This window comes from Gemmatimonadota bacterium (assembly GCA_016714015.1).
Lineage (GTDB): Bacteria > Gemmatimonadota > Gemmatimonadetes > Gemmatimonadales > Gemmatimonadaceae > Pseudogemmatithrix.
In genome coordinates this window covers 153,281-166,569 of the sequence record JADJNZ010000006.1, presented here as the reverse complement: position 1 = coordinate 166,569, position 13,289 = coordinate 153,281, and the positions used below count along the sequence as shown (strand labels likewise).

At 66.9% G+C, this 13,289-nt stretch carries 9 protein-coding genes; 5 read left to right on the top strand and 4 right to left on the bottom strand.

Annotated elements, in window-relative coordinates; all coding sequences use genetic code 11:
• Positions 1–51 precede the first annotated feature (51 nt).
• The gene (locus IPJ78_13010) at positions 52–3,348 is read left to right on the top strand and encodes a TonB-dependent receptor (GenBank protein ID MBK7907462.1); all 3,297 of its coding nucleotides are present in this window, start codon (positions 52–54) and stop codon (positions 3,346–3,348) included.
• Between the two features lie 505 nt (positions 3,349–3,853).
• Here the strand turns inward: IPJ78_13010 and IPJ78_13005 are convergent.
• From IPJ78_13005 to IPJ78_12990, 4 genes are read right to left on the bottom strand one after another with little or no spacing between them, the layout of a single operon-like run.
• Positions 3,854–4,735: an MCE family protein gene (locus IPJ78_13005; protein MBK7907461.1), complete on the bottom strand. Its 882-nt coding sequence runs from the start codon at positions 4,733–4,735 to the stop codon at positions 3,854–3,856.
• On the bottom strand, positions 4,732–5,562 hold the full coding sequence (locus IPJ78_13000) for an ABC transporter permease (GenBank protein MBK7907460.1): 831 nt from the start codon (positions 5,560–5,562) through the stop codon (positions 4,732–4,734). Before IPJ78_13000 ends, IPJ78_13005 begins: the two co-directional genes overlap by 4 nt.
• A 1-nt stretch (position 5,563) precedes the next feature.
• Positions 5,564–6,646 carry an LptF/LptG family permease gene (locus IPJ78_12995; GenBank protein MBK7907459.1) on the bottom strand — a complete coding sequence of 361 codons (1,083 nt, stop codon included), beginning with the start codon at positions 6,644–6,646 and terminating at the stop codon, positions 5,564–5,566.
• Entirely contained in the window at positions 6,643–8,229 is a 1,587-nt protein-coding gene (locus tag IPJ78_12990; GenBank protein MBK7907458.1) for an LptF/LptG family permease, read from the bottom strand. The genes IPJ78_12995 and IPJ78_12990 overlap by 4 nt, the downstream gene beginning before the upstream one ends.
• A gap of 192 nt (positions 8,230–8,421) precedes the next feature.
• Between IPJ78_12990 and IPJ78_12985 the strand changes: the two genes are divergently transcribed.
• The 4 genes from IPJ78_12985 to IPJ78_12970 all read left to right on the top strand — a co-directional run bounded on the left by IPJ78_12985 (position 8,422) and on the right by IPJ78_12970 (position 13,268).
• On the top strand, positions 8,422–9,426 hold the full coding sequence (locus tag IPJ78_12985; protein MBK7907457.1) for a M28 family peptidase: 1,005 nt from the start codon (positions 8,422–8,424) through the stop codon (positions 9,424–9,426).
• A gap of 456 nt (positions 9,427–9,882) precedes the next feature.
• Positions 9,883–10,137: a helix-hairpin-helix domain-containing protein gene (locus IPJ78_12980; protein ID MBK7907456.1), complete on the top strand. Its 255-nt coding sequence runs from the start codon at positions 9,883–9,885 to the stop codon at positions 10,135–10,137.
• Between the two features lie 106 nt (positions 10,138–10,243).
• Entirely contained in the window at positions 10,244–12,073 is a 1,830-nt protein-coding gene (gene tadA, locus IPJ78_12975; GenBank protein MBK7907455.1) for a Flp pilus assembly complex ATPase component TadA, read from the top strand.
• Between the two features lie 34 nt (positions 12,074–12,107).
• Positions 12,108–13,268 (top strand): type IV pilus twitching motility protein PilT, encoded by a 1,161-nt coding sequence (locus IPJ78_12970; protein ID MBK7907454.1) that lies wholly within the window; start codon positions 12,108–12,110, stop codon positions 13,266–13,268.
• The last annotated feature ends 21 nt before the right edge of the window (positions 13,269–13,289 follow it).

Sequence of the window (13,289 nt, the reverse complement as noted above, 5' to 3'; positions counted from 1 at the left end):
ACATTTGTGGCGTTGTGGAAGGACGAATCTCACGGCAAATGAGGACATCACATGTACCGTAGTCTTCGCAGACTGGCCTTGTACGGGGCGATGGCCCTGGTCGGGGCGCTTTGGTCGACGACTGCCTCGGCCCAGGTCACGACCGGGTCGATGCGCGGCACCGTCACCGACTCGGCGGGTGGCCCGCTCGAGGGCACCCGCGTCACCGCCACGCACCGCCCGTCGGGCACCGTGTACCAGGCGATGACCCGGGCGGACGGCCGCTTCAACATCCCCGGCATGCGCGTCGGCGGCCCCTACACCGTCGAGGCGACCCGGATCGGGTTCGCCCGGCAGTCGAAGGACGGCTTGACCGTCTCGCTCGGCGTCTCGACCGACGTCGCCTTCCGCATGGGCCAGATCGCGACCACGCTGACGGCGGTGACGGTGACGTCGACCGGGTCGGAGATCGCGGAGACGCGCACGGGCGCGGCGACCGCGGTGTCACAGACGGCGCTCGAGCAGTTGCCGACGATCTCGCGCCGCATCGATGACTTCACGCGCCTCACGCCGCAGGCGAGCGGCTCGTCGTTCGCCGGCGTCGACAATCGCCTGAACAACATCATGGTGGACGGCGCCTACTTCAACAACTCGTTCGGCCTCTCGGGTCAGCCCGGCGACCGCACGGGCGTCTCGCCGATCTCGATCGACGCGATCGAGGCGCTGCAGGTGAACATCGCCCCGTACGACGTCCGCCAGGGCAACTTCACCGGCGCGGCGGTCAACACGATCACCAAGTCGGGCGACAACGAGTTCTCGGGCTCCGTCTACACGCAGTGGCGCGACCAGAGCATGGTCGGCACGCGCGTCGGCGGCCGGGCGTTCAACCCCGGCACGTTCGACTACTCGCAGATCGGCTTCCGTCTCGGCGGCCCGATCCTGAAGAACAAGCTGTTCTTCTTCGTCTCCTACGAGAGCGACGGTCTCACCGAGCCGGGCACAACTTGGCGTGCGAACGAGGGCGGCGAGACGGTCACCGGGCAGGTGACCCGTGTGCTCCGCAGTGACCTCGACTCGCTGAGCAGCTTCCTGAACAACTCGTTCTCGTACCAGACCGGTCCGTATCAGGGATACGACCACGAAGTGCCGTCGATGCGCCTCACGGCGAAGTTCGACTACGCGCTCAATGACCGGCACAAGTTCAGCTTCCGCTACACGAAGCTGGACTCCAAGACCGACGTGTTGCTCTCGAACTCGTCGTCGCTCGGCTTCGGCACCCGCCGCACGAACGCGAACGGCCTGAACTTCCAGAACTCGAACTACCAGATCCTCGAGATCATCGACTCGTACGTCGCTGAATGGAACGCGGTGATCGGCGATCGGATGTCGAACAACATGATCGTCGGCTTCACCAAGAACGACGAGAGCCGCGACTCCCGCGGGTCGGTCTTCCCGATGGTTGACGTGCTGAACGCCGGCGCGGTCTACACGACGTTCGGCTTCGAGCCGTTCACGCCGAACAACGAGCTGCGCTACAACAGCTTCCAGTTCCAGAACAACTTCAACATCTACGGTGACAACCACGACCTCACGTTCGGCGTGAGCGTCGAGAAGTACGAGTCCGAGAATGTCTTCTTCCCAGGGTCGCAGAGCGCGTACGTGTACAACTCGCTCGCCGACTGGTATACGGACGCGAACGACTATCTCGCGAACCCGAATCGCACCGCCTCGCCGGTCACGTTACGACGGTTCGAGGTCCGGTGGAACAACATCCCGGGGCAGGTGAAGCCGATCCAGCCGCTCGAGGTCACCTTCGCCGGCATCTACGCGCAGGACGAGTGGCGTCCGACGGACGACCTCACGATGACCTTCGGTGTGCGCGCCGAGATGCCGATCTTCGGCAACACGGCATTCGAGAACGCCGAGGTCGATGCGATGAACTTCGTCGACAACCTCGGGCGGACACGCCAGTACTCGACCGGGAAGCTTCCGGACTCGAAGATCCTCTTCTCGCCCCGGCTCGGGTTCAACTGGGACGTGAACGGCGATGGCGTCACCCAGGTGCGCGGCGGCTCAGGCGTCTTCACCGGTCGCCCCGCGTATGTCTGGATCTCGAATCAGGTGGGGAACAACGGTGTGCTCACGGGATTCGAGCGGCTGGACAACGTGACGAATCGGCCGTTCCATCCCGACCCGGATCACTACAAGCCGGCCTCGGTCACCGGCGCGCCCGCGGCCTCGTATGAGGTCAATTTCACCGATCCCGACTTCAAGTTCCCCCAGCTGCTCCGGACGAACCTCGCGATCGACCGAAAGCTCCCTGGTGGGATGGTCGGCACCATCGAGTGGCTGCTCGGTCAGGAGATCAATGGCGTCGCCTATTTCGATGCCAACCTGAGCCCGTCGGACTCGCGCTTCACCGGCCCGGATCCCCGCGCGCGCTGGAGCATCGATGACTGCCCCGGGACGGGATCCCTCGCCGGCGTGCAGAATCGCATCAACTGCAAGATCACGAATGCGGTGACGCTCAAGAACCAGAATCGCGGCAACTCCTGGAACATCGCGGCCTCGCTCGAGAAGAGCTTCATGAACGGCTTCTACGCGAAGGGCGCCTACAGCTACGGAGTCTCGCGCAACACCGTCGATGCCGGATCGATCGCCTCGGGGTCGTGGTTCGGAAATCAGCACACGGGCGATCCGAACGCCCCCGCCGTTGGATACTCCGGCACGTCGCTCGGTCACCGCTGGTTCGCGGTCGCGTCCTACGGACGGAACTTCTTCTCGTTCGGCCGTACGACCGTGTCGGCGTTCCTCGAGAGCCGCACGCAGGGCAACGGAAGCTACGTCTATGGTGGCGATCTCAACGGGGACGGAGGTACTTCAAACGACCTCATCTATATCCCGAAGAACTCCTCTGAGATCATCTTCACGCAGTTCACTGCGTCTGGCGCGACGTTCACTCCGGCGCAGCAGCTTGAGGCCTGGGAGGACTTCATCAGTCAGGACCGGTACCTTCGCAATCATCGCGGCGGCATCGTGGAGCGCGGCGCAGTCTTCATGCCGATGGTGACTCGCATGGACCTCAGCGTCTCGCAGGATGTCACCCAGATGGTCGCTGGAAAGCGGCACACGATCCAGTTCCGGATGGACATCTTGAACTTCTCGAACATGTTCAACTCGGATTGGGGGCGCAGCTGGAGCTTCGTCTCCACCTCGCCGCTCGTCCCCGCGGGAACGACCGCTGGCGGCCAGCCGCAGTTCCGGCTCCGGAACATCGGGAATAGGCTCATCAGCCGCAGCTTCCAGCGAAACGCGGGTGTGGGTGACGTGTTCCGGATCCAGTTCGGGGCGCGGTACATCTTCAACTGAGCAGCGGGCAGAACCACCAGCACTATGGACTGATTCCAAGGTCCACTGCCATCTGCCAACGGCCCGGCGAGCATAGCTCGCCGGGCCGTTGTGCTGATGCCCGCAATGACCGGTTCGGCGCGACCTGTTGCCGCTTCCGTTGCGTGGCCGCAGCGCGCGGCGCCAGCACGGCCGTGCGGCGCCTACAATCGGAGCTGGTCAGCATCGCCGCCGAGGGCCGCGTGCAACGCGCAGGGCCGGTTCGCCCAATGTCTCGGCTTCGCGAAGTCCCCGGCTCCATCGCCAAGCGATCCCGCTCAGCGCGCCCAAGACCGCGGTGCGAACTCGCCTGACGCACAGCCGAAGGAGGACGACGCGATGCAGTATGTCCGGCACATCCCCGCGGGCGCCGCCGATGATACCGCGCACGGCGGCAGGCGGACTCGGAAATGGAGCGGGGCACCCCGGAATCATCGGGGTGCCCCGCCATCGAGAAACGCCGAAGGATCCTGTTTCGGCCTTCAGCTCAGAAGATGCTGAGCTTCACGTACTTCTTCGGATTCCGCTGGAAGTCCGTCGTAAGGCTGTCCAGTCGCTGCACCAGCCCCCGTACGTCGCGGTACAGCCCCGGGTCGTTCAGCAACTGCGCTGCCGACCCATTCCCGCTGTCGACCTTCTTCAATACCGCGTTGAGCTGCTCGGTCGTCCCACGAAGGTCGTTCGTGAGGACGTTCACGTTCCGCGAGAGCTCGCCGAGGGCACGCACCGTCGAGTCGACCTGCGCCGAGTCGATCGAGCTCGCGAGTCGCTGGATCGACCGCTGCGTGCGGGTGAGTTCGGTTGCCTGTTGCTCCGCGATCTCGCTCAGCGAGGCGATCAGCGCGTTGGCGCTCGTCACCGTGCGGCGCACCTCGCGGAGGCCGCCTTCGTCCACCAGTTCCGTGCGGAGTGCCTTGGTCAACGCCTGCACGTCCTGGCTGATCGCGTCGACCTTCGTGAGCACCTCGCCGATCCCGACGGTTCCGGGGCCGGCCGGGATGGTGTCGCCGATCGCGAAGAAGTCGTCCGTCGGGATCGACGGCTTCATGGCCACCATCATGTCGCCGAAGACGCCGTTCGGCGCCACCGCCGCCGTCGTGCCCTTCGGGACCTGGTACTTGTTGTAGATCCGCATCGTGACGAGGAGCTTCCCGTCACGCCGGATGTCCACCGCATCCACGTAGCCCACCGAGACGCCCGAGAGCATCACCGGCTGCCCCTGCCGGAGGCCGGAGCCCCAGTCGAAGGCCGAGTAGACCACATAGCCGGGCAGGAGGCCGCCGCGGGCCAGGAACATCGAGCCGATGACGGCGAGGCCGATCGCGGCGGTCGCCACGATGCCCACGAGCACTTCGTCGCGTCGCTTCATCCTTGAAGGTATGGGGCGAGGAGGACTGCGGTACAGGCGTCGAGGATCAGGATGGCGATCGACGAGATCACGACCGCCTTCGCCGTGCTCTTGCCCACGCCCTCCGCGCCGCCGAAGGTGGTGTATCCCTCATACGTGCACAGGAAGGCGATCGCCGCACCGAACAGGGTCGCCTTGATCAAACTGTATGTCACCTGGAACTGGTCGTAGCCGAGCCGCACGCCCTCCATGAACTGGGCGAACTGCACATCGGCGACCGTGACCGCCGCCATCATCCCGGACAGCACGCCGATCACGTCGGCGAAGACCGTCAGGATCGGGAGCATGATGATCGCCGCCACCAGCCGCGGCACCACCAGGTAGGCCACCGGGTCGAACGCCAGCGTCTCGAGCGCGTCCACCTGCTCCGTCACGCGCATCGTCGCGATCTCGGCCGTCATCTTCGCACCCACCCGGCCCGCGAGGACCAGTCCCGTCAGCAGTGGCCCTGTCTCGAGGATCACGATCTGCCGCGTCGAGAGCCCCACGATCGAGAGCGCGATGCCCGGGAACAGCTGGTAGCGGATCTGGATCGCGATCACGCCCCCGATGAAGGCTGCCACCATCAGCGCTAGCGGCAACGAGTCCACGCCGATCGCCCGCATCTGGTGGATCACCTGCCCGCGCCAGGTGGGACCCTCGCGGAACGCGCGCGCGATGTCGCGGATGAAGAGCACGCGCCCGCCCACGCCGCCGAGGAACCCCAGCGTGTCCCGCCCCATCTGGCGGAAGAACACGAGGCTCTGCCGCTGGACGACCGGGAAGGACTCCGTGGGACGGTGCGACACGCTAGGTCCGGACCTTGATGAGGAGATAGGAGCCGATCACGCCGAAGATCGCTCCCGGGATCCAGGCCGCGAGCTCGGGCATGATGAGGCCGCCCGCACCGATCGCCTGGGTCATCTGCAACAGCATCAGGAATATAACCGTGGTCGCGAGGCTGATCGCGATCCCGTAGGCGGTTCCCCCACGCTGGGTCGAGGTCGCGAGCGGCGCCCCGATCAGCATGATGATGAAACAGGTCACCGGGATCGCGATCTTGAGCATCCGTTCCACCCGCAGCTTGTTGACGTCCGTGCCCGAGCGCTCCATCGCCTCGATGAACCGGCCCAGGTCGCGGTACCCCATCTCCGCGGGCGCCTTCGGGTTCGCCATCAGGTTCGTCGGCGCTTCCGTGAACCGGGAGTCGCGGAGCGAGTCGAACGAGACCGTCACGTTCGACATCGAGTCCGGCAGGATGTGCATCACGCCGTCGGCCAGCAGCCAGTTCCCCTTGCCGTCCCACGTGCCCGACTTCGCGGCGATGACGTAGCTCGGATAGTCCGGTCCCGCGCCAGGGCGCTCGATCTCCACGCCCTCGAGCCGCGAGGTCGTGACATCGGCGAATCCCACCTTGTAGACGCGCCCCGTCTCCGAGAGATAGGCGAAGTTCGCGCGCTTGTCCGTGTTCTTGAATACCTTCTCCTGGAGCAGCTCCAGGCGGCGCGCATTGAGCGGCGGCACCACCTCGGCGAGCAAGAGGCCGAACCCCGTGGCCGCGAGCGCGCCCACCGCGATCGGCGCGATGAACCGATGGAAGCTGATCCCCGAGGCCTTCGCCGCCGTGATCTCGCTGTGGCGCGTGAACCCGCCGATCGTGAAGACCGTCGCGAAGAGCACCGCCGCCGGCAGCACGAGGAACATCGTGTCCGGGATGCCGTAGAGGTATGCGAGCACGATGTCGCCCATCGGCAGCTTGCGCGACAGGTACTGGTCGAGCTTCTCGCTCACGTCGATGATGATGACCAGCAGCGGGAAGCCGAGCGCGGTCGCCGCGAGCACCTTCCAGAACTCCGAGAGGACGTAGCGGTCGAGCGGGCGCAGGAGCCTCATGCCGCCTTCCGTCGCCGGAAGCGCTCGACCACGCGTCCCCACCACTCCGACGTCTCGCTGCCGCGCGACGTCGAGCCTTCGCTCCCCAGGCGCAGGGTGAGGAAGACCCCTACGACCCCGAGCAGGACGTTCGCCGCCCACATCGCCACCGAGGGCCCGACGATCGCCCGGTCGGCGAGTGCCTCGCCCCCGAGCAGGCCCACGTAGTAGACCCCGAAGACGCCGAGGCTCACGCCGATCGTCAGCCCCACGCCGCCGCGCGGGAACCGCAGCGCGATCGGGGCGCCGAGGAGGACGAACACGATGCAGGCCGTCGCGATCGCGAACTTCTTCTCGATCTCCACGCGGAACTGGTCGATCGTGTTCTGCGACACGTCGAGCTCGAGCTGCATGCCCATGAGCTCCACTTCGGTGATTTCCCGCGGCGGCTCCCCCGGCACCTCGGACTGCGGCGCGAGGCGCGGCTGGTACGCCGACGGTGCACCCGCCGAGGGCGCGACGACGGGCGCCTCGGCCACGACACTGTCACCGGCGGGACGTGGCTTGGGCGGCCGGCGGACGACGCTCGCCCCCCCGGCCGCCGTCGTCGAGTCCGCCCCCGCGTCTCCGGCCGCGCCGCCGAACGTCGCGATCCCTGCGCCGACGAGCGACTTCGCGCCGGCCACGGCTCGGCAGTAGAGTGCGCCCACCCCACCACCGCCGCCCGGCACCTGCGCCGCCTCGCCCTTGGCGCGCTTGAGCCGTACCCACGCACTGTCGCGCTGGATCGAGGCGTCGTGCACGCGGGCCTGCAGCTCGCAGACGGTCAGCTCGCGATCCGACCGGTACGAGCGGCGGTCCTCGTTGCGGTCCAGGCGCACCGCGACCCCACGGACCTTGATCACGTCCGTCTTGTAGAAGCTGCGCTGCAACTGGTCCGGCTCGGTCGCCGAGAGTTCGACCATCGAGCCGTCGTGCAGCGTGAGGATGAGGTCCTCCCCGGTCGCGTTGAACGCGAGGACGCCGCTGTCGGCGACGATCGTGCGCCGGCGCGCCGGGTCGCCGAGGTCGTAGATCGTGACATCGCGCATCTGGTTCGTGCCCGAGGCGATCCGACCGGCGCGCAGGAAGAGCTGCCGCGGCACCACCTCGTTGATGACCTGTTCCTGCAATGCGAGCGTGGGCTTCACGCGCGCGATGTCGGACTGGAGGGTCGCGAGTCGGTGATTCGCGCGCGGCAGCACCTGGTCGTTGAACCAGACCATGAACAGCGTGAGTCCCACCGACGCGAGGATCACCGGCCGCACGAGGTACTGCATGCTCACGCCGCTCGCCTTGAAGGCGGTGATCTCGTTCTCGGATGCGAGTCGCGAGAAGGCGTGCAGCGTCGCGACGAGCACCGCCATGGGCAGGGTCATCGCGAGCGTGAACGGGATCGAGAGCAGCAGGAACTCCGCGATCACCGTCCAGGGGAGGCCCTTGCCCACCAGGTCGCCGAACTTCTTCGCAACGAAGTTGAGCAACAGCAGCGACGTCAGCGCGGATAGCGCGAACATCAGCGGGCCGGCGTGCTCCTTGAGGATGTAGCGGGCGACGATCTTCACGCCGGGGAGGTGCGGGGAACGGGCGGGGGACGGGCGAGGAGCGACTGGCCGACGGTCGACCGAAGGCCAGCGAGCGCGGTCCGCGCTCCCGGACTCGTATATTCCACCGGCCATCCGGTGCGGGGCAAGGCCGTGCACGGATTACCCCGCCCGCGCCGGAAGGTGCGCCCTCGCCACCGGAGTCCTGCCGCCATGCTCTCCTGCTCCTCGACCATCCCGCGTCCCCCCCGCCGCCGAGGGATGCTCGGGTCCGCGGTGCTCTTCGGGGGCTCCCTGCTCGTCGCCGCGGCGTGCAGCGGGGCTGACGCCGCCTCGCGCGCCGACCAGCGCGCCTCGTCGACGGGCGCTGGCGCTAGCCAGGGGGTCGAGTTCGATGGCGCTGCGGCGATGGCCAGTGTCGTGAAGCAGCTCGGGTTCGGTGCGCGGGTGCCGGGCTCGGCGGCCCATCGCGCCGCGGGTGACTGGCTCGTCGCCGAACTTCGGCGACGCGCGGATACGGTGATGGTCCAACAGTGGACCCACGTCACGGTCGATGGCCAGCGGCTGCCGATGCGGAACATCCTGGCGCGATTCCGGCCCCATGAGGCGCGGCGCGTGCTCTACGTCGCCCACTGGGATTCGCGCCCGACCGCGGAAATGGAGTCTGATCCGGCGCAGGCGGCACTCCCCGTCCCCGGAGGGAATGACGGAGCCTCCGGCGTCGCGATCCTGCTCGGCGTCGCGGAGGCGCTGAAGCGGACCCCCCCGTCGGTCGGGGTGGATCTCCTCCTGGTGGACGGGGAGGATTGGGGCAGCTTCGACACCAACACCGATGTGCTCATCGGGTCGACCTGGTTCGCGGAGCACCTGCCGGAGCCCGGATACGCCCCCGTGGCAGGCGTCCTGTGGGACATGGTGGGCGACTCGGTCCCCGTCTTCGAGCAGGAGGCGAACTCGGTGCAGGGGGCACCGGAGGTGGTGCAGCGAGTGTGGACCACCGCCCAGCAGCTGGGATATGGCGGCGCGTTCACCAATCGCCAGGGAATCGCCATCACGGACGACCACCTTCCTTTGCTTCGAAAGGGACTCCGCGTGATTGACGTGATTGACCTCGACTACCCGTGGCACCACCGGACGGGGGACACTGCGGACAAGGTGTCGCAGCGGACGCTCCAGCTCGTGGGGGACGTCGCGCTGGCTGTTATTCGCGGAATGTAGAAACAGTGTGAAGACATAATAGGCCTATAAATAGGGCACTCGAAGGAACGCGTTCGGAGTTGAGCGGCGCTTCATTGATTACGCTCGCAGTGATTCGGTGCGACTGTAGTTGAAGGCGAGTCGTAGCGTTTCCCGGTGCCGACGCCTGCCGAACGCCAAGCCCTGATCTTCGTCGCCGCGGTCGCCGCGCTCGGTGCCGGCGTCCGCGGGTGGCGCGCGATCGACCACCCCGCGGCCGCCCCGGCGGCGACTGCCGCGCTCGCGGACCAGCTCGCCCGCGTCGACTCGGTCATCGCCAGCGGGGGGCATCGTCGGTCGAGGACCGGAGGGTCCGGGAGGCGCGGACCGGGGCAGCGCGACTCGTCCGCCGGTCCTCCGGCGGCGCCCTCTCCGCTGCTTCGCACTCGTCCATCTCCCGCGCCGCGGCCGCCGCGCACGGCGAGCCCCGAACCGTCGATGGAACCCATCGACGTGGACCTGGCCACGGTCGACGAACTGGATCGCCTGCCCGGGATCGGACCGGCGCTGGCGGCGCGGATCGTGGAGGAGCGCGCGCGACTTGGCCCGTTCGGCTCCATGGATGCGCTCGATCAGGTCCGTGGGATCGGACCGGCGCTGGCTGAGCGGCTTCGGCCGCATGTCACGTTTTCCGGTTCGCCTCGTCCTCCCGACACGGAGGTTCCGCTCGCGAGCCGCGGTCGTCGTCCTTGACACCATCGCGTCTGCGCGGGCACCTTCACGCATTCTTCCCCGGGTCGGCGCCGCGCCGACCGGGGGCGCGCCGTATACCGTCCGTACCTATCGGGACCCCACACGCATGGCCTCTGCAGCGAACGCCGGCAGCGAACGGATCGGGGACCTCCTCATCAAGGAGGGCCTCGTCTCGCGCGAGCAGGTGCAGAAGGCGCTCGATGAGCAGCGGCAGAGCGGGACCCGGGTGGGCTACAATCTGGTAAAGCTCGGCTTCATCCAGGAGAACGACCTCGTCCGCACGCTCGCGCGGCAATACAAGATGCCGGCGGTCGACCTGTCGAAGTTCGAGGTCGACAGCAAGATCGTGAAGCTCGTGCCGGCGGACCTCGCGACGAAGAACCTCGTCCTGCCGCTCAAGCGCGACGGCCGCACGCTGACCGTGGCGATGGCGGATCCGACGAACCTCGGCGTGATCGAGGACCTGAAGTTCATCACGCGCTACGACATCTTCCCGGTGATTGCGGGCGAGTTCACGCTCAAGAACGTCATCGAGAAGCACTACGAGTCGAACGACGTCCAGATGTCGACCCTCCTCTCGGAGATCGAGGGGATGGAGACGGAGGACCTCGAGGTCGTCGAGGAGGAGAAGGAGGAGATGTCGGCCGCGGCACTCGCCGCCGCGGTGGACGACGCCCCGGTCGTGAAGCTGATCAACGCGATCCTCACCGATGCGGTGAAGCGCGGCGCGTCCGATATCCATTTCGAATGCTTCGAGCATGACCTGCGCGTGCGCTACCGGATCGACGGCGCGCTGCAGGAGGTCATGAAGCCGCCCAAGAAGATGCAGCCGGCGCTCATCTCGCGCTTCAAGATCATGAGTGCGCTCAACATCGCCGAGCGCCGCGTGCCGCAGGACGGCCGCATCAAGCTCAAGATGGGCAAGAAGGTCATCGACTACCGTGTCTCGACGCTCCCGACGCTCTTCGGCGAGAAGGTCGTGCTCCGCATCCTTGACAAGGGCAACCTCACGCTCGACCTCGAGAAGTTCGGCATCGAGCCGCGCGCCGAGAAGGAGCTGATGGAAGCGGTGCAGAACCCGTACGGCATGGTGCTCGTCACCGGTCCGACGGGCTCGGGCAAGACGACGACGCTGTACAGCTGCATCAGCAAAGTGAACTCGGTCGACACGAACATCATGACGGCCGAGGACCCCGTGGAGTACAACCTCTACGGGGTGAACCAGGTGCTGGTGCGCACCGAGATCGGGATGACGTTCGCGGCGGCGCTGAAGGCGTTCCTGCGGCAGGACCCGAACATCATCATGGTCGGCGAGATCCGCGACCTTGAGACGGGCGGCATCGCGATCAAGGCGGCGCTCACGGGTCACCTCGTGCTCTCGACCCTGCACACGAACTCCGCGGCCGAGACGGTGACGCGCCTGCTGGACATGGGACTCGAACCGTTCAATGTGAGCTCGGCGCTCAATCTCGTGCTGGCGCAGCGCCTGCTCCGCCGGATCTGCGGCAAGTGCAAGATCGTGTTCCGTCCGGACGCCGCCGAGTTCGAGGCGGCGAAGTTCACGCCCGAGATGACGCTCCAGGACCTGCGCTTCACCGAGCAGGCCGTGAAGGACATGATCGCGCGTGCGCCCGCCGACGCGGCGCCGCACCTCGCGAACGTCACGATGCACACGAAGGTGATGGACATGCCCTTCTTCAAGGGCAAGGGCTGTGACGCGTGCAACGGCTCGGGATTGAAGGGCCGCCAGGGCGCGTACGAGGTCATGTTCATGACGCCGTCACTGCGAAAGTTGATCCTGCAGAACGTCGGCGCTGCGGAGATCAAGGACGCCGCGGTCGAGGGCGGGATGCTCACGCTGCGCATGGACGGCCTGCTCAAGGTCTGGAAGGGCATCACCACGCTGGAACAGGTCGTTCGCGAGACGAGCGCGTGACGGTCCTCCTCCCCCCATCCTCCGTCGTCACCGAATGACCGCCCCCGCCTCCGCTGCCGCCCCCCAGGTCAACCTCCGCGTCCTCCTCGAGGAGATGATCGAGCGCGGCGCGTCCGACCTGCACATCACCGCGGGCGACCGCCCCAAGCTCCGCATCGACGGGGACATCCAGTCGTCCCGGCAGGAGGTGATCCTCCAGCCGAAGGACACGCTGCAGCTCGCGTACTCGGTGCTCACCGAGAACCAGAAGAAGCGCTTCGAGATGGAGGACGAGCTCGACTTCTCGTTCGGCATCCAGAACCTCGCGCGCTTCCGCGGCAACTGCTTCAAGCAGCGCGGTTGCGTCTCGATCGTGATGCGCCAGATCCCGTTCAACATCAAGACGTTCGCCGACCTCAACCTGCCGCCGGTGATCGCCAAGCTCGCGGAGAAGCCGCGCGGTCTGGTGCTCGTCACCGGTCCCACCGGCTCGGGCAAGTCGACGACGCTCGCCGCGATGATCGACAAGATCAACCGCGAGCGGAAGGGGCACATCCTCACGGTCGAGGACCCGATCGAGTTCATCCACAAGCACCAGGGTTGCATCGTCAACCAGCGCGAGGTCGGGAGCGACACGAAGTCGTTCGGCAATGCCCTCAAGTACGCGCTCCGCGAGGATCCCGACGTGGTGCTCGTGGGCGAGATGCGCGACCACGAGACGATCCACGCCGGCCTCACCATCGCCGAGACGGGTCACCTCGCGTTCGCCACGCTGCACACCAACTCGGCGGCCGAGGCGATCAACCGCATCATCGACGTCTTCCCGAGCCACCAGCAGGCGCAGGTCCGCGCCCAACTCGCGTTCGTGCTCGAGGGCATCATCACGCAGACGCTGCTCCCCAAGCGCACCGGCAAGGGGCGGGTGATGGCGGCGGAGATCCTCGTGGTCACGCCGGCCATCCGTGCGCTCATCCGCGACGACAAGATCCACCAGATCTACTCGTCGATGCAGTCCGGCAAGAAGTTCGGCATGCAGACGCTCAATGATGCGCTCTACCAGCTGTACGTCGCCAAGGAGGTGACGGAGGAGGAATGCCTCCGCGTCTCGGGCGACCCGAACGAGTTCCTCCGCATGATCGGCAAGACCGCCATCGAGGAGGGTCCGTCGGCCTCCGCGAAGTCCGGCCCGATGGCCGGCGGCGCGGGCCGCCGCTGAGCCCCTCGTAACCAGGAGACC

Bases quoted from the DNA above. Each gene is read 5' to 3' on its own strand.
- IPJ78_13010 (MBK7907462.1), top strand. From the start codon at position 52: ATGTACCGTAGTCTTCGCAGACTGGCCTTGTACGGGGCGATGGCCCTG.
- IPJ78_13005 (MBK7907461.1), bottom strand. From the start codon at position 4,735: ATGAAGCGACGCGACGAAGTGCTCGTGGGCATCGTGGCGACCGCCGCG.
- IPJ78_12995 (MBK7907459.1), bottom strand. From the start codon at position 6,646: ATGAGGCTCCTGCGCCCGCTCGACCGCTACGTCCTCTCGGAGTTCTGG.
- IPJ78_12985 (MBK7907457.1), top strand. From the start codon at position 8,422: ATGCTCTCCTGCTCCTCGACCATCCCGCGTCCCCCCCGCCGCCGAGGG.
- IPJ78_12980 (MBK7907456.1), top strand. From the start codon at position 9,883: ATGGAACCCATCGACGTGGACCTGGCCACGGTCGACGAACTGGATCGC.
- tadA (MBK7907455.1), top strand. From the start codon at position 10,244: ATGGCCTCTGCAGCGAACGCCGGCAGCGAACGGATCGGGGACCTCCTC.
- IPJ78_12970 (MBK7907454.1), top strand. From the start codon at position 12,108: ATGACCGCCCCCGCCTCCGCTGCCGCCCCCCAGGTCAACCTCCGCGTC.